At 70.5% G+C, this 21,874-nt stretch carries 18 protein-coding genes; 9 read left to right on the forward strand and 9 right to left on the reverse strand.

All coding sequences use genetic code 11. The annotated features are described in order from the left end of the window. Window positions 1–2: 2 nt before the first annotated feature. The 3 genes from pta (at window position 3) to C8K30_RS07390 (ending at window position 6,810) form a co-directional block, all read left to right on the forward strand. Window positions 3–2,120 (forward strand): phosphate acetyltransferase, encoded by a 2,118-nt coding sequence (gene pta, locus C8K30_RS07380; protein ID WP_108492236.1) that lies wholly within the window; start codon window positions 3–5, stop codon window positions 2,118–2,120. Next, window positions 2,117–3,349: an acetate/propionate family kinase gene (locus tag C8K30_RS07385; protein ID WP_108492237.1), complete on the forward strand. Its 1,233-nt coding sequence runs from the start codon at window positions 2,117–2,119 to the stop codon at window positions 3,347–3,349. Before pta ends, C8K30_RS07385 begins: the two co-directional genes overlap by 4 nt. Window positions 3,350–3,528: 179 nt before the next feature. Next, window positions 3,529–6,810 carry an RICIN domain-containing protein gene (locus C8K30_RS07390; RefSeq protein ID WP_146197377.1) on the forward strand — a complete coding sequence of 1,094 codons (3,282 nt, stop codon included), beginning with the start codon at window positions 3,529–3,531 and terminating at the stop codon, window positions 6,808–6,810. A 94-nt stretch (window positions 6,811–6,904) separates the two neighbouring features. Here C8K30_RS07390 and C8K30_RS07395 read toward each other — a convergent pair whose 3' ends face one another. Then, complete coding sequence (locus C8K30_RS07395; protein WP_108492239.1) at window positions 6,905–7,333, reverse strand: hypothetical protein; 429 nt, start codon at window positions 7,331–7,333, stop codon at window positions 6,905–6,907. 1,059 nt (window positions 7,334–8,392) lie between these two features. Between C8K30_RS07395 and C8K30_RS07400 the strand changes: the two genes are divergently transcribed. The 3 genes from C8K30_RS07400 to C8K30_RS07410 are packed head-to-tail and all read left to right on the forward strand — an operon-like array spanning window position 8,393 to window position 10,478. After that, complete coding sequence (locus C8K30_RS07400; RefSeq protein WP_108492240.1) at window positions 8,393–9,304, forward strand: DUF4031 domain-containing protein; 912 nt, start codon at window positions 8,393–8,395, stop codon at window positions 9,302–9,304. A gap of 48 nt (window positions 9,305–9,352) precedes the next feature. Further along, window positions 9,353–9,976 (forward strand): vancomycin high temperature exclusion protein, encoded by a 624-nt coding sequence (locus C8K30_RS07405; protein WP_108492241.1) that lies wholly within the window; start codon window positions 9,353–9,355, stop codon window positions 9,974–9,976. Window positions 9,977–9,989: 13 nt separating this feature from the next. Then, on the forward strand, window positions 9,990–10,478 hold the full coding sequence (locus tag C8K30_RS07410; RefSeq protein ID WP_108492242.1) for a hypothetical protein: 489 nt from the start codon (window positions 9,990–9,992) through the stop codon (window positions 10,476–10,478). A gap of 4 nt (window positions 10,479–10,482) precedes the next feature. On the opposite strand, the gene C8K30_RS07415 is transcribed toward C8K30_RS07410, so the two are convergent. From C8K30_RS07415 to C8K30_RS07430, 4 genes are all read right to left on the reverse strand, one after another. Further along, window positions 10,483–10,965 carry a hotdog fold domain-containing protein gene (locus C8K30_RS07415; protein ID WP_108492243.1) on the reverse strand — a complete coding sequence of 161 codons (483 nt, stop codon included), beginning with the start codon at window positions 10,963–10,965 and terminating at the stop codon, window positions 10,483–10,485. A gap of 61 nt (window positions 10,966–11,026) precedes the next feature. Continuing rightward, on the reverse strand, window positions 11,027–12,661 hold the full coding sequence (locus C8K30_RS07420; RefSeq protein ID WP_108492244.1) for a succinic semialdehyde dehydrogenase: 1,635 nt from the start codon (window positions 12,659–12,661) through the stop codon (window positions 11,027–11,029). A gap of 114 nt (window positions 12,662–12,775) precedes the next feature. Further along, window positions 12,776–13,255 (reverse strand): GNAT family acetyltransferase, encoded by a 480-nt coding sequence (locus C8K30_RS07425; protein WP_108492245.1) that lies wholly within the window; start codon window positions 13,253–13,255, stop codon window positions 12,776–12,778. Next, window positions 13,252–14,376 carry a GuaB3 family IMP dehydrogenase-related protein gene (locus C8K30_RS07430; protein WP_108492246.1) on the reverse strand — a complete coding sequence of 375 codons (1,125 nt, stop codon included), beginning with the start codon at window positions 14,374–14,376 and terminating at the stop codon, window positions 13,252–13,254. Before C8K30_RS07430 ends, C8K30_RS07425 begins: the two co-directional genes overlap by 4 nt. Before the next feature lie 171 nt (window positions 14,377–14,547). Here C8K30_RS07430 and C8K30_RS07435 point away from each other — a divergent pair, with 171 nt between their 5' ends. Next, window positions 14,548–15,270, forward strand: a complete 723-nt coding sequence (locus C8K30_RS07435; RefSeq protein WP_108492247.1) for an exonuclease domain-containing protein — start codon at window positions 14,548–14,550, stop codon at window positions 15,268–15,270. A gap of 72 nt (window positions 15,271–15,342) precedes the next feature. On the opposite strand, the gene C8K30_RS07440 is transcribed toward C8K30_RS07435, so the two are convergent. Next, window positions 15,343–15,981, reverse strand: coding sequence for a Rid family hydrolase (locus C8K30_RS07440; protein WP_108492248.1), 639 nt, complete (start codon window positions 15,979–15,981; stop codon window positions 15,343–15,345). Window positions 15,982–16,335: 354 nt separating this feature from the next. On the opposite strand from C8K30_RS07440, the gene C8K30_RS07445 reads away from it, so the two are divergent. Continuing rightward, the gene (locus tag C8K30_RS07445; RefSeq protein ID WP_108492249.1) at window positions 16,336–17,949 is read left to right on the forward strand and encodes an FAD-dependent oxidoreductase; all 1,614 of its coding nucleotides are present in this window, start codon (window positions 16,336–16,338) and stop codon (window positions 17,947–17,949) included. A gap of 149 nt (window positions 17,950–18,098) precedes the next feature. Here the strand turns inward: C8K30_RS07445 and guaB are convergent, their stop codons facing one another. Beyond that, window positions 18,099–19,613: an IMP dehydrogenase gene (gene guaB, locus C8K30_RS07450; RefSeq protein WP_108492250.1), complete on the reverse strand. Its 1,515-nt coding sequence runs from the start codon at window positions 19,611–19,613 to the stop codon at window positions 18,099–18,101. 67 nt (window positions 19,614–19,680) lie between these two features. Next, window positions 19,681–20,901 (reverse strand): MerR family transcriptional regulator, encoded by a 1,221-nt coding sequence (locus C8K30_RS07455; protein WP_108492251.1) that lies wholly within the window; start codon window positions 20,899–20,901, stop codon window positions 19,681–19,683. A 191-nt stretch (window positions 20,902–21,092) separates the two neighbouring features. Here C8K30_RS07455 and C8K30_RS07460 point away from each other — a divergent pair, with 191 nt between their 5' ends. Next, complete coding sequence (locus C8K30_RS07460; protein WP_020016179.1) at window positions 21,093–21,380, forward strand: WhiB family transcriptional regulator; 288 nt, start codon at window positions 21,093–21,095, stop codon at window positions 21,378–21,380. A 123-nt stretch (window positions 21,381–21,503) separates the two neighbouring features. On the opposite strand, the gene groES is transcribed toward C8K30_RS07460, so the two are convergent. After that, the gene (groES, locus tag C8K30_RS07465) at window positions 21,504–21,800 is read right to left on the reverse strand and encodes a co-chaperone GroES (protein WP_020016178.1); all 297 of its coding nucleotides are present in this window, start codon (window positions 21,798–21,800) and stop codon (window positions 21,504–21,506) included. Between the last annotated feature and the right edge of the window lie 74 nt (window positions 21,801–21,874).

The following is a 21,874-nucleotide window of genomic DNA, read 5'->3' on the forward strand; positions in this document are numbered from 1 at the left end:
ACTTGACCGGCGAAACCCGCAGCATCGTCATTGCATCCCCCGAGGGCGAGAGCGGAAAGTCGACGGTCGCGCTGGGCGTCCTCGACCTGCTCGTCCGCAAGGGTCAGCGGGTCGGGGTCTTCCGGCCGGTGTCGCGCGCGACCGAGGCCGAGAGCACGAGCGGCGAACGCGACCACGTGCTGGAGCTCCTCCTGGAGCACGACGGCGTCGACATCGCGTACGACGACGCCGTCGGCGTGACGTATGCCGACCTGCACACCGACCCGGAGGATGCGCTGAGCCGCATCGTGGCCCGGTTCCACGAGCTGGCGGCGCGCTGCGACTCGGTGGTGATCCTCGGCACCGACTACACCGACGTCGCGGGCCCCACCGAGCTCTCGTTCAACGCGCGCATCGCGGCCAACCTGGGCGCGCCCGTGCTGCTCGTGGTGTCGGGCCGCGAGCGCACGCCGGAGGGCGTACGCGCCCTGGCCGACGTGAGCCTCGCGGAGCTGGCGGCCCACCACGCGCAGGCGATCGGGCTGGTCGTCAACCGCGCGGACACGCACAGCGCGCTGGACGTGCGGACCCTGCTGGCCGAGGCCCAGCCCGACCTCCCGGTGTGGACCATCCCGGAGGAGCCGTTCCTGCAGGCCCCGACGGTGGGCCAGCTGCTGGAGGCCGTGGACGGCAAGCTCGTCCTGGGTGACCCGGAGCTGCTGGGCCGCGAGGCGCTCGAGCTGCAGGTGGGCGCCATGAGCTTCGAGCACCTGCTGGAGCGGCTGACCGACGGCGCCGTCATCATCACCCCGGGCGACCGGACCGACCTGCTCATCGGCCTGCTCGCCACGCACATGACGCCGTCGTTCCCGTCGCTGGCCGGGATCATCCTGAACGGCGGGTTCTATCCGAAGGGCCGCCCGGCGGAGCTGCTGGAGGCGATGCGCCCCAAGCTGCCGATCATCACCACCGACCTGGGCACCTACCGCACGGCCCGCGCGGCGGCGGAGGCCCGCGGACGCGTGGACAAGAGCTCGGTGCGCAAGGTGGAGACCGCCCGCGCCCTGTTCGAGCGCAACGTCGACTCCGGCGCGCTGGCGGCCCGCCTCGACCTGCCGCGGCCGCAGGTGGTCACGCCGCTCATGTTCGAGTACCAGCTGATCGAGCGGGCCCGCGGCGACCGCCGCCACATAGTGCTCCCGGAGGGCGGGGACGACCGGATCCTGCGCGCCGCGTCCACCGTGCTGGCCCGGCAGATCGCGGACCTCACGATCCTGGGCGAGGCGGAGCCGGTCCGCGCCCGCGCCGCCGAGCTGGGCCTCGACATCGAGGCCGCCCGCGTGCTGTCGCCGCACGACCCCGACCACGTGGAGAAGTTCGCCGCCGAGTACACGCGGCTGCGCGCGCACAAGGGCATGACGGTCGAGCGTGCGCGCGAGATCGTCACCGACGTCTCCTACTTCGGCACGATGATGGTGCACCTGGGCCTCGCCGACGGCATGGTCTCGGGCGCCGCGCACTCGACGGCCCACACCATCCGGCCGTCGTTCGAGATCATCAAGACGAAGCCGGGTACGTCTTCGGTGTCCTCGGTGTTCCTCATGTGCCTCGAGGACCGCGTGCTTGTGTACGGCGACTGCGCGGTCATCCCCGACCCGACGTCGGACGAGCTCGCCGACATCGCGGTCTCGTCGGCGGCCACCGCCAGGCAGTTCGGCGTGGAGCCGCGCATCGCGATGCTGTCCTACTCCACGGGCACCTCCGGCACGGGCGCCGACGTCGACAAGGTCCGCACCGCGACGGAGCTCGTTCGCGAGCGCATCGCCAAGGCCGACATGGACCTCCACGTCGAGGGCCCCATCCAGTACGACGCGGCCGTCGACGCCTCGGTCGCCGCGTCCAAGCTGCCCGGGTCCGACGTCGCCGGGCGCGCCACCGTGTTCGTCTTCCCAGACCTGAACACGGGCAACAACACGTACAAGGCGGTGCAGCGGTCGGCGGGCGCGGTCGCCGTCGGGCCGGTGCTGCAGGGTCTGAACAAGCCCGTGAACGACCTGTCCCGCGGCGCGCTGGTCCAGGACATCGTGAACACCGTGGCGATCACCGCCATCCAGGCGCAGAGCAAGGAGCCCACCGCATGAGCACCGTCCTCGTCCTGAACTCCGGGTCCTCCTCCCTGAAGTACCAGCTGGTCGACCCGGCCTCGGGGGAGGCCGTGGCCGGTGGCATCGTCGATCGCATCGGGCAGGCCGCGGGCACGGTCGAGCACGAGAGCAAGGGCGAGCAGGTGGTGCGCGACCAGGCGGTGTCCGACCACGACGAGGCGCTGCGGACCGTCGTCGGCCTGTTCGACGAGGTGGGGCCGTCGCTGGCCGAGGCAGGCATCGTCGCCGTCGGGCACCGGGTGGTGCACGGCGGCGAGGTGTTCTCCGCCCCCACCCTGATCGACGACGACGCCGTGGAGGCGATCCGCGCGCTGATCCCCCTCGCCCCGCTGCACAACCCGGCCAACGTGACCGGCATCGAGGTGGCGCGCGAGCTGCTGCACGTGCCGCACGTCGCGGTGTTCGACACCGCGTTCTTCGCGACGCTCCCGCCGGCCGCCTCCACGTACGCGCTGGACCGCAAGGTCGCCGCCGAGCACGGCGTGCGGCGCTACGGCTTCCACGGCACGTCGCACCAGTTCGTGTCATCCGCAGTGGCCGCGCACCCGGCCGTCGTCGAGAAGCTGGCGGCCGCGGGCCGCGGGCCCGAGACGCTGCGGCAGGTGGTGCTGCACCTGGGCAACGGGGCGTCGGCGTCGGCGATCCTGGGCGGCCGGCCGCTCGACACGTCGATGGGCCTGACCCCGCTCGAGGGCCTCGTCATGGGCACCCGTTCCGGTGACGTGGACCCGGGCGTCATCTTCCACCTGGTGCGCGGAGGGATGTCCGGCGACGAGGTCGACACCCTGCTCAACAAGCGCTCGGGCGTTCTCGGCCTGTCCGGGGTGAGCGACATGCGCGAGCTGCGCAAGCTCGTGGTCGACGGCGACGCGGACGCGCGCCTGGCGCTGGACGTCTACCTGCACCGGCTGCGCAAGTACGTGGGCGCCTACGCGGCGGTGCTCGGCGGCATCGACGTGCTGACCTTCACCGCCGGCGTCGGCGAGAACGATCACCGGGTCCGCTCGGGGGTGGTGCGGGACCTGAAGTTCCTCGGCCTGACCGTGGATCCGGTGCTGAACGAGGCCCGGTCGGACGAGGCTCGGGTGATCTCGGTCGAGCCCCGGCCGCGGGTCGAGCCGGTCGAGACTCCCCTGGTCATGGTCGTCCCGACCAACGAGGAGCTGGCTATCGCGCGGCAGGCCGCCGCCCTCGTCGAGGGCTGACACCCCTCGGTCCCCAACCAGGAGGCGGCGCCCGGGGCTTGACGTCCGCGGCGCCGCCGAGGAAGATCGCACCCGGAAATGATGACGTCAACATCCGTTCGCTGACGAGCTGCTGTTCACGCCGGCATCCGCACCGCACGTCCTGACCCATCGCACTGGCGCGAGAGGAGGGCTCACTGATGAGCTCGAGTACCCGAATTGCAGGACGACGGCGCGCAGGCGTCGTCATGGCGGCGAGCGCGCTGCTCGCGGCCGGGCTGGTCCCGGCGACGGCGAGCGCCCAGCCCGGCGCCGTCGCCGACGCCGCCTCGACGACCGCCGCGCCAGGGGTGACCGTGCGGCCGGACCCGTCGTACGCGGGCGAGCCCTTCGAAGGCTGGGGCACGAGCCTGGTGTGGTTCGCCAACGCCACCGGCGGCTACCCCGACGAGATCAAGAACGAGCTCGCCGACATGCTGTTCGGCGACGACGGGATGAACCTCAACATCGCCCGGTACAACATCGGCGGCGGCAACGCCCCCGACGTGCCCGACTACCTGCGCGCCGGTGCCGCCGTCGACGGCTGGTGGCAGGCGCCCGACGGCACCACGAGGGACGACGTCGACTGGTGGGACCCGGCGAACCCGGACCACTGGAACCCGGACGCCGACGCCACCCAGCGCTGGTGGGTGGACCGCATCAAGGACGACATCACCCACTGGGAGACGTTCAGCAACTCCCCGCCGTGGTTCCAGACCGTCAGCGGTTACGTCTCCGGCGGCTTCAACGCGAACACCGACCAGCTCAAGCCCGAGAGCATCGACGACTTCGCCGCCTACGTCGTCGGCGCGACCGAGCGGCTCGAGGACGCACACGGCATCGACGTCGACACGATCGACCCGTTCAACGAGCCGAACACCAACTACTGGGGCACCCAGCTCGGAGCCGACGGCAACCCGACCGGCGGCCGCCAGGAAGGCGCCCACATGGGCCCCGGCCTGCAGCAGCAGGTGATCCCGGCACTCGCGGACGCCATCGGCGGCTCGACGACGGACGCCGCGATCGCCGCGATGGACGAGACGAACCCGGGCCGGTTCGCCACGAACTGGAACGCCTACCCGGCGGCGGTGCGCGACCAGGTGTCCCAGCTCAACGTGCACACCTACGGCACCGGGCAGCGCACCACCGTGCGCGACATCGCCAAGGGCGAGGACAAGCCCCTGTGGATGAGCGAGGTCGGCGGCTCCTGGTCCAGCACCGGCCAGGACTTCGAGTCGATGGAGTCCGGCCTGGGCAGCGCGCACCAGATAGTGGACGACCTGCGCGAGCTGGAACCGTCTGCGTGGGTCTTCTGGCAGCCCGTCGAGGACTACGACAACATGGCGCCCGGCGGCGAGAGCCCCGAGGGCGGCAACTGGGGCGAGATCCAGATCCCGTTCTCCTGCACCGCGCAGGACACGCTGGAGACCTGCCCCATCTACACGAACACCAAGTACTGGGTCACCCAGAACTTCACGCACTACATCGCGCCGGGTGACCGGCTGATCGGCGTGGACGACGCCGACAGCACCGCGGCGGTGTCCGCCTCGGGCTCCGGTGCGACCGTGGTGCACGTCAACGACACGACGGCGGAGCGCGAGGTCACCCTCGACCTCTCCGGCTTCGCGGACATCGCCGCGGGCGCGACCGTCACCCCCGTCGTGACCAGCGTCGACGGCTACCTCGTCGAGGGCGAGCCGGTGGCCGTGCAGGACGCCGCGGCGACGCTAACCGTGCCGGCGGAGTCGGTCACCACGTTCGTGGTCGACGGCGCCTCCGGCGTCGCGGACGACGCCGAGCTGGCGCAGGACGGCCACGTGTACCGGCTCGACGGCGTCCAGTCCGGCCGCTCCCTGACGCCCGACGGCGACGGCGGCGTGCAGATCGCCACTGACGACCCCACCGCGGCCGAGCAGCTGTGGACGCTCGACGCCCTCGGCGCACCCGAGGGCTCCGGCTCCCACCGCACGCGGTACGCCGTGACCAACGTCGGCACCGGCGAGCAGCTGGCGATCAGCGCGGACACGTCCGCCGTGCTCGTCGATGCCCCGGCCGACCCCGCCGACACCCCGGACGCCGCCCGCTGGGTCCTGTCCACCACCGGAGACGGCACGTACACCCTGGTCAACGCGGTATCGGGCACCCTGCTCGAGGTGGGCGGGGAGGCCACTGGCGACGGGTCGCCGGTCGGCACCTACCTCGCCAACTCCAACGCCAACCAGCGCTGGGCGATCGGAGACGAGACCGTGCTGGGCACCAGCCCGGTCGACGTGTTCACCGTCCCCGGCACCACTCCGGAGCTGCCGCAGACCGTCACTCCCGTGTACCCGGGCGGCCCGCGGGGAGCGCTGCCCGTGACCTGGGACGTGCCCGGGGACGAGGCGTGGGCGCAGAAGGGGACCGTCGAGGTCCCCGGCACCGTGGCCGTCCCGGCGGGCGGCACGGTCGAGGCCACCGCCACCGTCGTCGTCGACACCCTGGTGCGGACCCTGCCCGCCAGCGGCGCGGCGTACGTGGGCGGCGATGCGGAGCTGCCCGCCGTCGTCTCCGCGGTCGCGTCCCGTGGCGCGACAGTGGTGCGGCCGGTGACGTGGGACGACGCGCCCGCCGGCGCGTTCGACGAGATCGGCGTGGTCGAGCTGACCGGGGCCGCCGACGCCGGCGACTCCACGACGCTGCCGGCGACCGTCCGGGTGCTGGTCACCGAGCCGGGCGAGACGAACGCGGCGCTCGTGGCCGGCACGACGGCGTCGGCCACCTACACCGAGCCCGGCTACCCGGTCGAACGAGTGATCAACGGCGACCTGAGCGACAAGGGCTGGTCCAACTGGCGCCCCGACGCCAAGAACGTCTCGGACACACTGACGGTGACCCTGCCGACGGAGCGCGACGTCACCCGCGTCGTCACCCGCTTCTACCGGGACGGCTCGCACCTCAGCTGGGCGAGCGCCGTGGCGCTCGAAGCCCGGGTCGACGGCGCGTGGCAGGCGGTCGGCGACCCGGTCCCGGTGACGTCCGACGGCGCCGCGCCGGTGGTCGACATCCCCGCCGACCTGCGCGCCGACGCCGTCCGGGTGGTGCTGACCGCCCGGGAGAACACGCACATGATCGTCAGCGAGATCGAGGTCATGGCGAAGGCGCCGGGTGAACCCTCGCCGGTCTGGGCGGCGTCGACGACGTATCGCGCCGGCGACGAGGTGTTCCACGACGGGGCGCACTACCGGGCGGCCTGGCGCACCCAGCAGGAACCGGGCACCTCGGTATATGGCGCGTGGCAGGAGATCGTCCGGTCCGGGGACGGCACCGCGGTCTGGACGGCGTCGCGGATCTTCACGAGAGGCGACGTCGTGGTGCACGACGGCGACCGGTACCGGGCGACGCGGATCACGCGTGGGCAGGAGCCCGGTGGGCGGCACGCGCCGTGGCAGGTGGTGCAGGGCTGAACCGGGTGCGGACGGCGAGAGCCGGTGGCGAGGCATATGCGCATCGCCACCGGCTCTCGCCGTCATCTGTGCCAGCGCGAGGGCTGCAAGCTGACTAGGCCGTCGTGTGCTCTACGACCGGAAGCCGTTCGACGATCGAACGCTCACGCGCCTGAGGAATGACGATCCCCAGATCCTGGCCGTCTTCGGTGACGGCATCCCAGACCGGGGTGCCTGGGTCGAGGAACCACAGATCGCTCTTGTTGCGCGGGCGAGAGTCCCGGCTCTGCAGCTTTACCGCCAGCGAGTCGCCCGCCGGCTTGGTCCACACCAGGCGGCCGGACTCGTCCACGCTCACCTTGGCCTTGGTCCACTTCTTCTGCCGGGACAGGCCAGGAACCCGGCCGGAGCGCGCCCAGATGATGATCTGCACGAGGCCGGTGCCTGTGCGCTTGGCGGCTGCCCGGCGGAAAAGCCACTGCGCGCCGATCGCGGCGAGGCCGACAAACAAAGCGATGATCACAAACCCGATCACGGTATCCATATGAAGTTCTTCCTGACTTGAACCGAATGTGCCACCGAACGAACTCACTCAACACAACGAAATTACTCCGCACATCCACACCCGTGGCGAACAACACATTCGTCGTCCCGCGATTATCACGGCACCGTTTCCACGAGCCTCCGCAAAATTGCACTCCTGGAGGCCCCTGCTGAGGTCACGAGATGAAACTACGGGATCGCGACCTCAAACCCGAGCTCCTTCGAGTACTGCTGAGCGTACCTACCTACGACGTCGCGGCCCGACTCCGGCCTACCCGCATTGTCACGTGACCCCGGAAGTGCTTCAATCCTATCCGCAACAGCCGCAACTAGCGCCGGATCAGCCAATTCACGAGCTAGAATAAGGGACTTAACGAGGCGCGATGGATAACTCGCAGGAGGAAGCCAGATGAATGTCTCATCGCCGTTCACATCAGCCTCGCTCATGAAAGCAAGACACAATTCGTTCCGATCTTTCACCTGCTGAAGACCAGAACAAATCTCTAAAGCCATCGGCTCCAATAATTCTCTCGCACCGGGCCACTCGAATCTGTTCGACCGAACAGGGTGCACCCCAACAGCGAATCTGCCGAACTTGGTCAGGCGCTGACCAAGTTTCTTGTCGTCAACAGCGAGGCGCCACTCCACAGTACCGTCACCCGCCCGAGCGACGGTGAGCATGTATTCCATAACCCCGTTGTCCCAAACGACCGAACCGGTGCGTGAAACTGAAGCGTCGGGGTCGATTAACCCCTGCCCCTGCAGATCACGGATTAGTTGCAATTTCGTCTTTGGTCTACTCATCAGTAAATGCGCCACCATCGATGCGGGCTTTTCGAGACCGCAAGTGTCAATGCGATCACTCCAGCAACCAGGTCGCTGCCACCCGCACCAGGCCGAACAGCCACCGCCCGCCTCTCGCTCAAGGACGCCACACCACGTGACGCCATCAGACCGAGGAGGAATCTAAGGGGCTGAATGGGGCGCGCGTGACCAAAACCGACCCTGGGGCGGGTGAGATCCAAAGATCACCCGCACCGTCGAGCGCTAACCTCGCTCCGTGACTCTCTTCATCGACCCGCCGGTCTGGCCCGCGCACGGGACCCTGTTCTCCCACCTGGTCTCGGACGGGTCGCTGCAGGAGCTCCGCCTCTTCGCCCGGGCGGCCGAGGTGCCGGATCGCGCGCTCGACCTCGACCACTACGACGTCCCGGCCGCGCGGTACGACGCGCTGGTCGCGGCGGGCGCCGTGCCCATCGAGGGCGGCGACCTGGCCCGGCGTCTCGCCGCCTCAGGGCTGCGCGTGTCGGGTGCCGAGCGGAACCGCGCCAAGCGGGCGACGCTCCTGACCCGCTGGGACACCCTGTGGGCCGACCCGGGCCTGGCCCGCAAGGCCGGCGAGGACCTGGTCGACCGCTGGCGAGAGCCGCACCGCGTCTACCACTCGACCCTGCACCTGGCCGTCGCCCTGGACGCGCTGGACACCGTCGCGGCCGACGCCCGCGTCTCCGAGCGCGCGCTCTGGCGCGCCCGCCTCGCCCTGTGGTTCCACGACGCGGTGCACGACGGCGTCGCGCGGCAGGACGAGGAACGTTCGGCAGCGCTGGTGACCGAGCTGCTCGGCCCCCTCGCCGGGACCGGGGTCTCCGGCGAGGACGTCGACGAGATCGCACGTCTGGTCATGGTCACCGCCGACCACGACCCGGCGCCCGACGACGTCATTGGCGGCCTGGTCAGCGACGCCGACCTGGCCGTGCTGGGCGGCAGCCCCGCCGTCTACACGCGGTACACCCACCAGGTCCGCGCCGAGTACTGCGACGTGCCCGACCCGCTGTTCCGCGCCGGGCGGTCCGAGGTGCTGCGCATGCTCCTGGCCGGCGGCCCGCTGTTCCGCACCGCACCGGGCGCGGCTCGCTGGCAGGCCGCGGCGGAGGCGAACCTCCGCGCCGAGCTGGCGCTCCTGGCTGCCTGACCTGGGTGATCACCCGGAGCAGCGCGAGGACACGGTAGCGTTCCGGTCGTGACTCCTCTCAAGGCCACCGCGATCGTCGCGGGTGTGCTCGCCGTCGCGTTCACCGTCCCCGTCGCCATCGTGCAGGCCACCGGCCACGTCCGGGTGCGGCACGACTCGAGCGAGATCGAGAAGGCCGACGCCGTCGTCGTGCTCGGGGCCGGGCTCCGCGCCGACGGCACCCCGTCGACGTACCTGCGCCGCCGCGTCGAGGCCGGCGCCGAGCTCTACCGCGCGGGCGTCGCGCCCACGGTGATCCTGAGCGGCGACGCGCACGACAACGCCGACGGCACCAGGTACGACGAGCCCGGCTCGATGCGCAGCTGGATCCTGGACAACGACCTCGGCGTCCCCGACGACGCGATAGTGCTGGACCGCGAGGGTTTCAACACCACTGCCACGTGCCGCCGCGCTCACGACCTGTACGGGGTGCGTACCGCCGTCGTCGTCACGCAGGACTATCACCTGCGCCGCACCCTCTACTCCTGCGTCGAGGCCGGGCTGGACGCCGTCGGGGTGGGCGTGAGCGCCGCGAGCGTGCAGCCGGCGCAGTGGGCCTGGTGGCACGTGCGGGAGCTGCCGGCGAGCTGGAAGGCCGCGGTCCGCTCCCTGGGGCGCAGGCGCGTGGGCTGAGCGCGGACATACGATGATCAGTTCCAGTCGCTTTGTCCTCAAGCAAGACTATTCCGTCCGGGCTGTTAAACGGCTCGCCTGGGACCTTGACTGGGATGTTGTCGACTTCCGTCGGGAAGAAGCCGGCGCTTTTGTCGACATCTGGATCACCTATGACAAGCGCGCCGAGATTCACCATGTCGACGATGAACCAATCGGTATGCGCTACCTCACCGTGCGAGGCGAAGGGCGGGATGAGGTCACTCAGCAGATTCAGGAGAAGTGCGACCTGTGGAGCCACGAGGAAGCCCGACGAGGGCTCAAGGAGGCAGCAGACAGGAGCCAGAAGCTTGTTGCTCTCTACGCCGCCGCCCTCACCGCACCTGGGACACAAGACGACGATTTTGTCGGCGAGCTCCGTATGGCGGCCATGGATGAAGACCCAAGGGTGCGTCAGGCGGTCATCATCGCGACCGGATACCTACCCTGGCCGGGTTTGACAGACCTCGTGGGGAAGTCCTGAACCGTCACTTCTTCTTCGGCGTGACCCAGAGGTGGATGGTGCCCTCGACCACCACGGTCCCGTCGGCCAGGACGCCGCGCACGCGGACCGGCAGGTCCGGCTCGTCCCCGTCCCACTGGGCCTGGTCCGTCTCCGCCACGCAGGTGACGTCGCCGGTCGACTTCGCGAGGTAGGCCACCTCCATACCCTTCGGCAGCCACCGCTTGTCGTCGGGCACGGTGGCCTCGGCGAGCGAGCCCATGGCCATCTCGAGCCCGTTGCAGACGGCGATCGCGTGCACCGTGCCGATGTGGTTCCGGTTGCGCCAGCGGTTGGGCACGACTACCTCGCCGTAGTTCGGGCGCATGTCGACCACGCGCGGCGCGATGCTGCCGAAGTACGGCGCCTTGAAGCTGTAGGCAGTGGTGAAGATCCGCTTCCCGAGCAGCCCGCCGATCACCGGCAGCGAGTTGGCGGACTTCCAGAAGGCGTGGAGCTGCGTCGTCATGCGGGCGAGCGTACCGGGCCCAGTGACGACCGTTCACTTCACGCCGCGCCGCACCTCCGCCTCACGCCATGCGCAGCTTGCGCATCGCCTCCAGGGCGGTGGTCAGCACGCGGCTCGGGGTGTCTCCGCCCAGGCCGTAGAGGCTGTCGAGCGTCGCGCCGAACCGGGCGCCACGGGACGTCACCACCGTCTGCTGCCGCGTGAGCCCGGTGATCGACGCCGCCCCGTGCCGCCCGCCCAGGCCGGAAGCCTTCCAGCCGCCGAGCGGCGCGGAGACGGAGCCCCAGGTCATCGTGTACCCGTCGTTGATCGCCACCGACCCGGTCTCGACGCGCGCGGCCACGCGCCGCGCCCGACCGACGTCCCGCGACCAGATTGCGGCGTGCAGCCCGTACTCGGTGTCGTTCATGACGGCGACGGCGTCCTCGTCACAGTCGACGCGGGTGATCGTGACGACCGGCCCGAAGGTCTCCTCGCGCCCGACCACGGCCTGCGCCGGGACGTCGTCGAGCACCGTCGGGGCATAGAAATACGGGCCGACGTCGGCGCGGTGCACCCCGCCGGCGAGCACCCGTGCGCCGCGGGCCAGCGCGTCGTCCACGTGCGCCGTCACCTTGTCGAGCTGCGCGGCGGAGGTGAGCGATCCGACGTCCGCCGAGTAGTCCAGGGCCGGGCTGAGCCGCAGGTTCCGCACGGCGCGCACGAACTTCGCGACGAACTCCTCGGCGACGGCCTCGTGCACCACCAGACGTTCGATGGAGACGCACAGCTGGCCCGCGTTCGAGAAGCAGGCCCGAACAATGCCGGGTATCGCCGCGTCGACGTCGACGTCCTCGGTCACGTAGAGCGCGTTCTTGCCGCCCAGCTCGAGCGTGGCCCCGATGAGGCGTTCGCCCGCCCGCGCCGCGACCTTGCGACCCGTGGCGGTGGAGCCCGTGAACGCGATGTGGTCCACGTGCTCGATCAGGGCCTCGCCCACCTCGGGACCGCCCGCGACCACCTGGAACAGGCCCGCGGGCAGGCCCGCGTCGTCCAGGGCCTCGGCCGCCCACAGGGCGGTGAGCGTGGTCTGCGGGTCCGGCTTGAGCAGCACGGCGTTGCCGGCCAGGAGCGCGGGCAGAGCCTCCGAGAGCGCGAGCACCAGCGGGTAGTTCCACGGCGAGATCGCGCCGACGACGCCCACGGGCCGCCGGTGCACCTGCACACCCGCGAGCAGCGGGACCATGCCACGGACCCGGCGGGACGCGAGGTAGCGCTCACCACGCACGGCATAGTGCCGAGCGACCTGGGCGATGTCCGCGACCTCCTCGAAGGCGGCGCGGCGCGCCTTTCCGGTCTCGAGCTGGATGAGGTCGAGCGCCTCGGACTGCCGCTCCAGGACGATGCGACCGAGCCGCTGGAGGACGCCGGCGCGATCACGTACCGGCACGCGCGCCCAGGTCCGCTGCGCGACCCGCGCCCGGACGGCCGACGCGGCGACGTCCTCGGCCGAGGAGACCGGGAACGTCACGAGCGGCGCGCCCGAGAACGGGCACATGGACCGGTGGGTGCCCGACCCCTCGGAGGTCGCGATTCGTGCCACGAGCGGGGCCATCACCCCGGGCTCAAGGACAAAGGTCCCCTGCGGGTGCTCGGGGTCGAGCACGCCGCCGACGGCACCACTCGCGGCTGCGTCGGCTGCTGCGTCGTCGATCATGGCGGCCACCCTACGCGCAAAACCCTGCACCACGTATTGATAGGTGTGTGAAACTGACTTTCAGAGCGTTTTCATCGCGGAGGCCGCACGAGCGCGGCACGCGGTGCCTTCCGCTCAGTCCGACTCGACCCAGCGGCCCAGCACCGTGCACTCCTGGTCGGTGTAACCGAGCCGCCCGTAGAAGCCGAGCACGTCCGTGTTGGTGGTCCGCACCATGAGCTGAATCTTGCGCGCGCCGCGCGCGACCAGCCACGCCTCGGCAGCGACGACGGCCGCCCGGCCCAGGCCCGTGCTCCGCAGCCCGGGCGCGACGGCCACGTAGTAGAGCCAGCCGCGGTGCCCGTCGTAGCCGGCCATCGCGGAGGCGGTCACGCGGCCGTCGGCCCGCGCGACCAGGACTGTCGACGTGTCGCCCGCCCGGGCGTCGGCGATGTCGAGGTGCGGGTCGTTCCACGGCCGGGTCAGCCCGCAGGCCCGCCACAGCTCGACGACCTGGTCGACGTCGGCATCCGTGATCTCGACGAACTCACCGTCGGCCGCGGGAGCCGCGGCGAGGACCGGGGCGAGCTGCTCGCCGCTGGGGAACGCCGTCACCGCGGCTGGTACGGCGACACGACGACCTCGACCCGCTGGAACTCCTTGAGATCGGAGTAGCCGGTGGTGGCCATGGCGCGCCGGAGCGCGCCCACGAGGTTCAGGGTGCCGTCGGCCTGCTTGCCCGGCCCGAAGAGGATCTCCTCCAGCGTGCCGACCGTGCCCACCTCGACGCGCTCGCCGCGCGGGAGCTGCGGGTGGTGCGCCTCGGGGCCCCAGTGGAAGCCCCGGCCGGGCGCCTCGGCCGCGCGGGCGAGCGCGGCACCGAGCATGACGGCGTCCGCACCGCAGGCCACGGCCTTGACGATGTCGCCCGAGTGGCCCACGCCGCCGTCGGCGATGACGTGCACGTACCGGCCGCCGGACTCGTCGAGGTAGTCGCGGCGGGCCGCCGCGACGTCGGCCACCGAGGTGGCCATGGGTGCGTGGATGCCCAGGCTGACGCGGGTGGTGTGGGCGGCACCGCCGCCGAACCCGACGAGCACGCCCGCGGCGCCCGTGCGCATGAGGTGCAGCGCCGCGGTGTACGTCGAGGCCCCGCCGACGACGACGGGCACGTCCAGCTCGTAGATGAACCGCTTGAGGTTGAGCGGCTCGGCGTTGCCCGAGACGTGCTCGGCCGAGACCGTGGTGCCGCGGATGATGAACAGGTCGACGCCGGCGTCGACCACCGTCTTGTAGAACTCCTGCGTGCGCTGCGGGGTGAGCGCACCGGCGACCGTGACGCCCGCGGCCCGGATCTCCTTGAGACGCTGCGTGATGAGCTCCGGCTTGATGGGCTCCGAGTAGATCGCCTGCATGCGGCGGGTCGCCTCGTCAGCGGGCAGGGCCGCGATCTCGGCGAGCAGCGGCTCGGGCGACTCGTAGCGGGTCCACAGGCCCTCGAGGTCGAGCACCCCGAGGCCACCGAACCGGCCCAGCGCGACGGCGCTGTCCGGGGTCATCACGGAGTCCATCGGTGCCGCGAGGATCGGCAGGTCGAAGTGGTAGGCGTCGATCTGCCAGCCGACCGAGACGTCCTTCGGGTCGCGCGTACGCCGGGACGGCACCACCGCGATGTCGTCGAAGGAATAGGCGCGCCGCCCGCGCTTGCCGCGTCCGATCTCGATCTCGTTGCTCACCCGCCAAGCCTACCCATCCGACCTGACAAAGCGCGCAGCATCCGGTGATGTGCGGGGTGTGATGAGCCTGAGTGTCAGTGACCGGTGGCAAGGTTCTCCGTGGACGCACCGGGAGGCCGCGCACCGTTGGACGGCACAGCGGCGGAAACCCGGACGAGCAGGGAGGACACCATGAACGAGACCTGGATCCACAGGCCGCTGCTGGGCTTCGACACCGAGACCACAGGGGTCGACGTCGCGGGCGACCGCATCGTCACGGCAGCCCTGGTGCTGCGCACGCCCGGAGCGGGCACCGAGGTCCGCACCTGGCTGATGGACCCGGGTGTGGAGATACCGGAGGAGGCCGCCGCCATCCACGGCATCTCCACCGAGCACGCGCGCGCCCACGGCGTGCAGCCCCTGGAGGCGCTCGAAGAGATCGCCGCCGAGCTCGCCGCCCACCTGGCCGACGGCGTCCCCGTGGTCGCCTACAACGCGGCCTTCGACCTCTCGCTGCTCGACTCCGAGTTGCTGCGCCACGGGCTCAAGACCCTCCCCCAGCGCCTGGGCCGCCCGGTCGAGCCGGTCGTGGACCCGCTGGTCATCGACCGCTGGCTGGACCGGTACCGCCCCGGCAAGCGCCGCCTCGGCGACCTGTCGGAGTGGTACGGCGTCACGTCGGACGGCGACCTGCACACCGCGGAGGTCGACGTGCTCGCCACGCTCGACGTGCTGGAGGCCCTGGCCCTCCGGTTCCCGCATCTGGCCCGCATGTCCCTGGCGGACCTGCACCAGCAGCAGATCGGCGCGCACCGCCAGTGGGCGGTGAGCTTCAACGAGTGGCGCCGCGAGCAGGGCCTCGAGGGCCCCGGCGCCTCCGGGGCGTGGCCGGTACAGCACGCCGCCGGCGCCTGACGGGGCACCTTGCACGCCGGCCACGCCCCGGATATCGAGGCGTGGCCGGGCTCAGCCGGACAGACCGGCGGCTCAGCGGGGATACACGGCGTCGACCTCGACCTCGACGAGCCACCCGTCCACCGGAAGGTTCTCGACCTCCAGGGCGAAGCGCGACGGGCGAGCGCCGTTGACGACCATCGGCTCGGTCGTCGACGAACCGAGCTGCACGTCGAGCACCTCGCCGGTCGCGAGGTTCGTGTTGGCGAAGAACTGGCGGTAGGCCCGGTTCCACCCGGCAAAGTCCATCTTCTCCTCGCCCGCGGGGTTCTGCAGGAACACGCGCATGGAGATGACGTCGTCGTAGTCGAGGCCGGCACTCTCCAGGTTCGCGCCGATTCGCGTGAGGGCGTTGATGCCCTGCGCCTCGGTGATGGTCACACCGTCGGACAGCTCGCCGCCCGGGAAGACGTCAGTAGGGATGTAGCGCTCCTCCGGGGACGCGCCCGGCGCGGTGTTGCTCGCGGCAGGGCCAAGGCCGGAGGACTTGTACCAGGAGACGTTCTTGCCGATCGCCACGCCGTCGGCGATGAGCGGGGTGTCTCCGGTAACGAAGGAGTGGGCTCGGTAGGGATCGGGCCGGAAGACGTGGCCGGCGGCGAAGGCGGTGCTCGGAACGGCGACCGCGGCGGTGACGACGATAGCGGCGATGAGCTTCGTGCGGTTCTTCATGGCGCTCCTCGAGTTGGCCCGCCGGGCGCCCCGACGGCGCCCGGATGCTGCGACCCGGCTGGGCGTGCACTGGGTGGCGGGTGACGTTAGCCGGGGAGCATTTCCGGAGGATGACCGTCGCGGGTCGCGCCAGGAACACGTCCGACGGCGGTGACCGGCCCTTCCCTGGAAAGACGGCGATCTGCGCGAAAGCCCCGAAACAACATGGTTACTGCGGGCAATTGCATAGAAACCGCGCAGACCCGGCCCCGTGACCTGCCGTGCATAGCGTCCAGCGTGGTGCTGACGGCGGCTTCTGGCGTCCAGGCCGGGTCCTTCCGCCCGTCAGGCCCGTCGTAACGAGAGGTAGGGACCGTGGTCACCGAAGAGAGCACCCCCGGCGTCTCCCGCCGCAACTTCCTGCAGGCTGTCGGCGCGGGCTCCAGCGCCGGCGTCATGTTCGCGACCATGGGCGCCATGGGGCTGGCGCCGACGGCCGCCGCCCAGCCGAGGGCCGAGTCCTGGGTCCCGCCGCGCGGCAGCGACTTCACGCTGACCGGCCGCTCCGCGAAGAAGGTAGTAGTGGTCGGGGCCGGCCCGGCCGGCCTCGCAACCGCCTACGAGCTGCAGAAGGCCGGCTACCGGGTGACTGTGCTCGAGGCAAGGCACCGGCCCGGCGGTCGGACTCTGACGATCCGCGGCGGCGACTCCGAGACCGACGTCGACGGCGTCACGCAGACCGCGCGGTTCGCCGACGGCATCTACATGAACGCCGGCGCCGCCCGCATCGCACAGTGGATGGTCACCATGGACTACCTGCGCGAGCTGGGCGTGCCGTACGAGGTCTTCACGAACGCGAACGCCGACGCCTATATCTACAACGAGCGGTCCGGCGCGACACCGGGCAACCCGGTGCGCTACCGGACCGCCAAGGCGGACGTCCACGGCTACACCTCCGAGCTGCTGCACTACGCCACCGACCAGGGCGCCCTGGACCAGAAGCTGACGGAAGAGGACAAGGAGAACCTGCGTTCTTACCTGCGCAGCTGGGGCTCGCTCGGGTCCGACGGCGCGTACGCCGGCGGCAGCAACCGCGGCTTCGAGGTCTATCCGTCGGCATGGAACGAGCACGGCACGCCACTACCCGGACCCGGCACGGTCTCCGAGGTGCTGGCCTCGAAGGTGGGCCAGTACTTCCCGTTCGAGATCAACTGGGAGCAGTCGATGCTCATGTTCCAGCCGAAGGGCGGCATGGACACGATCTACCAGTACTTCGTCCGGGCAATCGGCCAGCACAACGTGAAGTTCAGGTCCCCCGTCACCGGTGTCGAGAACACCAGCGGCGGGGCAAAGGTCACCTACACCGCCCCGGGCGGCAGTGAGCGTCAGATCGAGGCGGACTTCGTGGTCGTCGCCGCGCCCGCGGGCATCATGCGGCGGTGGGACACCAACTGGGGGCCCGCGATCGACGCGGCGCTCGGCGAGTTCGCCGTCGGCTCCCCCGCCGGAAAGATCGGCCTGCAGTATCGGTCGCGGTGGTGGGAGGACGACCACCGGATCTTCGGCGGGATCACCGAGACCGACATGGACCTCGCCCACCTGTGGTACCCGTCCTACGGCTACGGCGAGCGGAAGGGACTGATCGTCGGCTACTACAACACCGGCGCCAACGCCCGCGCGTACGCCGACATGACCCCGAGGCAGCGCGAGCTGCGGGCCGTCGAGCAGGGCGTGAAGATCCACGGGGAGAAGTACCGCACCGAGCTGGACAGCTCCTTCTCCATGGCCTGGCACAAGATGCCCTACATCGAGGGCGCCTGGGCCTTCCCGAACACCACCTCTGCCGGCTTCAAGCTGCTGCAGCAGGGTGCGGGCAACGTCTACTTCGCGGGCGACTGGATGTCGGAGGTCTCCGCGTGGCAGCACGGCGCCTTCTGGTCCGCCCGGTACGCGGTACAGACCCTGCACGAGCGCGTCATGTCGAGCTGACGAGCTAGCCCGGGCGGCTCGACCGGACCCGAGAGTGCCTCAAAATGCCGGGGTAGTCGTCTGGCGAGGTAGTCGTGTACGTGACTACCTCGCCAGACGACTACCCCGGCATTTTGAGGCACTCATCAACAAGGAGAGGTTTGGGTCGGTCAGAAGCCGCTGTAGTTCGGCGACTCGACGGTCATCTGCACGTCGTGCGGGTGGCTCTCCTTGAGCGACGCCGACGTGATGCGGATGAACCGGCCGTCGGTCTGCAGCTCCGGGACGGTCCGCGAGCCGGTGTAGAACATCGTCTGGTGCAGGCCACCGATGAGCTGGTGCGCCACTGTGGACAGCGGCCCCTTGTACGCGACCTGGCCCTCGATGCCCTCGGGCACGATCTTGTCGTCGCTCGTGACCTCGGCCTGGAAGTACCGGTCCTTGGAGTAGGACTTCTTGCCCCGCGAGGACATGGCACCCATCGAGCCCATGCCGCGGTAGGTCTTGAACTGCTTGCCGTTGACGAGCACCAGGTCGCCCGGCGTCTCCTCGCAGCCTGCGAACAGCGAGCCCAGCATCACGGTGTCGGCGCCGGCCACGATGGCCTTGCCGATCTCGCCCGAGTGCTTGAGGCCGCCGTCGGCGATGACGGGCACGCCCGCCGGCTTGCAGGCCAGCGACGCCTCGTAGACGGCGGTGATCTGCGGCACGCCCACGCCGGTCACGACGCGGGTGGTGCAGATCGAGCCCGGTCCCACGCCGACCTTCACGGCGTCGGCCCCGGCGTCTACGAACGCCTGCGCGCCCTGGCGCGTGGCGACGTTCCCGCCGATCACCTGCACGTCCTTGGTGGCGGGGTCGGTCTTGAGGCGCTTGACCATGTCGATCAGCATGCGCACGTTGCCGTGCGCGGTGTCGGCCACGAGCACGTCCACGCCGGCGTCGATCAGGGCGGTGGCGCGCTGCCACGCGTCGCCGAAGTAGCCGATCGCCGCGCCGACCATGAGGCGCCCCTGGCCGTCCTTGGACGAGTTCGGGAACTGCTCCGACTTCACGAAGTCCTTGACGGTGATGAGCCCCGTGATGCGGCCGTCGGGGTCGATCAGGGGGAGCCGCTCCAGCTTGTGCTTGCGCAGCAGCAGCGTGGCGTCGTCCCGAGAGATGCCGGCCGGGCCGGTGATCAGCGGCTGCGGCGTCATCACCTCGTCCACCTTGGTGGTGGCCCACTCGGCGACGGGCGTGAAGCGCAGGTCGCGGTTGGTGACCATGCCGATCAGCTTGTTCTCGGCGTCGACCACCGGGAAGCCGGAGATCCGGAACTGGCCCGCGAGGGTGTCGAGCTCCTCGAGCGTGGCGTCCGGGCCGATCGTGACGGGGTTGGTGATGATGCCGGTCTGCGTCCGCTTCACGAGGTCGACCTGGTAGGCCTGGTCCTCGATGGAGAGGTTGCGGTGCAGCACACCGAGGCCGCCCTGGCGCGCCATGGCGATGGCCATGGCCGACTCGGTGACCGTATCCATCGCCGCGGAGAGCAGCGGGATCTTGAGCGAGATCTCGCGCGTCAGGCGAGACGTCGTGTCGATGTCCGACGGCGCCAGGTCGGAGTAACCCGGTAGCAGCAGGACGTCGTCGTAGGTGAGCCCGAGGAAACCGAACGGGTCGGCCGGCGAGGTCTGGTCCGTCATGCAGCAAGTCTACGGCCGGAGCGGCCGCGGATCCTGGCCGGGCGGTGATACCAGCCCGAGGCGTGCGTCACCTCGCCTTGATGACGGCGAGCACCTCGTGCAGCAGCCCGGTGAACGAGCGCACCCGCTGCACCGTCGGCCCGAACGGCAGGTCCGTCGCGGCGGCGTCGGCCCGCAGGCCGACGAAGATCGGCAGCTCCGGGTAGCTCTCGTTGACCGCGTGCACGACGTCGAGGTCCGGCTTGTTCTGCGTGGTGGCCAGCACCACCGCCGTCGGACGGACCATGGTCACCAGCTCGACCGAGCGGTGGGTGCTCGCGGGACCCGTCACGATGCGCGCCATCGAACCCTGCGCGGCCAGCGCTGCGGCGAGCGCGTGCGCGGAGAGCGGCACCACCTCGTCGGGGGCGGCGAACACCAGGACGATCTTGCGCATCCGGCTCGGGTGGTTGGCCGGCGGGCCGCCCGCCTCGACCATCACCCGCTCGAACTCCTCGGTGTAGTTGCGCAGCGCGCGCAGCGCGGACGTCGCGAGCACCACCTCGGGCATCTCACCGGGGCCGGCCAGGACCGTCCGCTCGGACAGCCGCAGCCACGCGGGCTCCACGAGCTCGGTCCACCAGGTAGCCGGGTCGCCGTCCGGGCCCAGCAAGAGGAGGTTGTCGCAGGCGGTCCGGCTGTAGGCCAGAGCGGCGTCGACCAGGGCGGACACCCGGCCCGACGTCGGCGCGGGGGACGCGGCCGACCGAGGCCCACCCCCGGCCGGGGCCGAGGCACCGCCGCCCGTCGCGCCACCGGGCAGGGCCCGCAGGCGCGCACGGCCGCGCGGCTCGTCCGCCTGCTCGCTGCCCGAAGCCGGCGCGGCTCCGCCGGCGCCCTTCCGTGCCTCGGTCGGCGCCTCGACCGTACCGAGAAACTTCTCCGCGAAGTCGGGCTCGGTCTCGGAATCGGGCTCGCCCTCGACCCGCACGGTGGGGAGCGCCGGCGCGGACCGGGTGGCGACCTCCAGCTCTGCGTCCCCCGCCTCGACGGCGGCGCGGGCGGCGTCCACCGGCGCCACGCCCTCGAGCGTCAGCCGACGCATCACGAGCAGCCGGGCGACGTCGTCCGGTGTGTAGCGGCGGTGTGATCCAGCGGTGCGGCCTGATGGGCCGAGCCCGTACCTGCGGTCCCAGGTGCGCAGGGTCGCGGGGGCAACCCCGAGGCGTCTGGCTACCGCAGCGACGGCCAGTCCGGGGCTGGATGTACGTGACCCGCCCGAGTTCTGGGCGGGTCGCGAAGATGTCATGGACTCGATTCTGCCGACCGGACCCTCTCTGCGCCACTGCGAAACCCGGCGTGCCGCCGATCTCGGTGGATTTCGGTTCACATATGAACAAATCCGGTCAGTCCTGACGCGCTTCGACCTGACACGATTCGAGTCGCATGCCGAAAAACTGCCCCTTGAACAACTTCTGCACAACTTGTAGGTTGTTCGCCATGACGGAGATCTCGAGGCTTCCCGGTCCGGTAATGGAACTTTGGGAATGGCAGTACCAGGGAGCGTGCCGCGATGCGGACGACACCCTGTTCTTCCACCCCGAGGGCGAGCGTGGCTCAACTCGGCGCCGACGCGCCGAGGCCGCCAAGGCGATCTGCCGCTCCTGCCCCGTGATGATGCAGTGCCGCGAGCAGTCGCTCCGCGTACGCGAGCCGTACGGCGTGTGGGGCGGGCTCAGCGAGGACGAGCGGTCGGCGATCCTCGCCGGCAAGTCGGTCTCGGCCTGAATCACCTGCAGCCTGATCGTCCACAGCCTGATCGCCCGCGCTGCCGAAGCAGTCAGCCGGGCGCGACAAGGGCCCCGCACCTTTCGGTGCGGGGCCCTGTCTTCTACCTGACGTGGGCTGAGATCAGCCCACGACCACCGCGAGGACGTCGCGGGTCGAGAGCACCAGGTACTCCTCGCCCGCGTACTTGACCTCGGTGCCGCCGTACTTGGAGTAGATCACCTTGTCACCGACGGCGACGTCCAGCGGCACACGGTTGCCGTTGTCGTCGATGCGGCCCTGACCAACGGCCAGGACCTCGCCCTCCTGGGGCTTCTCCTTGGCGGTGTCCGGGATGACCAGGCCGGAAGCGGTCGTGGTCTCGGCTTCGAGAGCCTTGACGACGATCCGGTCCTCGAGCGGCTTGATGGGGACCGACACGTCGGACCTCCTCTTTCGTGAGCGGATCGAGAGATCAGCTGCGTGGTTGACTGAGTGGCTCGAACGTTCGACGG

The organism is Promicromonospora sp. AC04, from assembly GCF_003058225.1.
GTDB lineage: Bacteria > Actinomycetota > Actinomycetes > Actinomycetales > Cellulomonadaceae > Promicromonospora.

Coding starts and splice junctions, on each gene's coding strand:
- C8K30_RS07395 (WP_108492239.1), bottom strand. CDS start 7,333: ATGGATACCGTGATCGGGTTTGTGATCATCGCTTTGTTTGTCGGCCTC.
- guaB (WP_108492250.1), bottom strand. CDS start 19,613: ATGACGGACCAGACCTCGCCGGCCGACCCGTTCGGTTTCCTCGGGCTC.
- C8K30_RS07410 (WP_108492242.1), top strand. CDS start 9,990: ATGATCAGTTCCAGTCGCTTTGTCCTCAAGCAAGACTATTCCGTCCGG.
- C8K30_RS07420 (WP_108492244.1), bottom strand. CDS start 12,661: ATGATCGACGACGCAGCAGCCGACGCAGCCGCGAGTGGTGCCGTCGGC.
- C8K30_RS07415 (WP_108492243.1), bottom strand. CDS start 10,965: ATGACGACGCAGCTCCACGCCTTCTGGAAGTCCGCCAACTCGCTGCCG.
- C8K30_RS07440 (WP_108492248.1), bottom strand. CDS start 15,981: ATGAAGAACCGCACGAAGCTCATCGCCGCTATCGTCGTCACCGCCGCG.
- C8K30_RS07455 (WP_108492251.1), bottom strand. CDS start 20,901: ATGACATCTTCGCGACCCGCCCAGAACTCGGGCGGGTCACGTACATCC.
- C8K30_RS07385 (WP_108492237.1), top strand. CDS start 2,117: ATGAGCACCGTCCTCGTCCTGAACTCCGGGTCCTCCTCCCTGAAGTAC.
- C8K30_RS07390 (WP_146197377.1), top strand. CDS start 3,529: ATGAGCTCGAGTACCCGAATTGCAGGACGACGGCGCGCAGGCGTCGTC.
- C8K30_RS07435 (WP_108492247.1), top strand. CDS start 14,548: ATGAACGAGACCTGGATCCACAGGCCGCTGCTGGGCTTCGACACCGAG.
- C8K30_RS07460 (WP_020016179.1), top strand. CDS start 21,093: ATGACGGAGATCTCGAGGCTTCCCGGTCCGGTAATGGAACTTTGGGAA.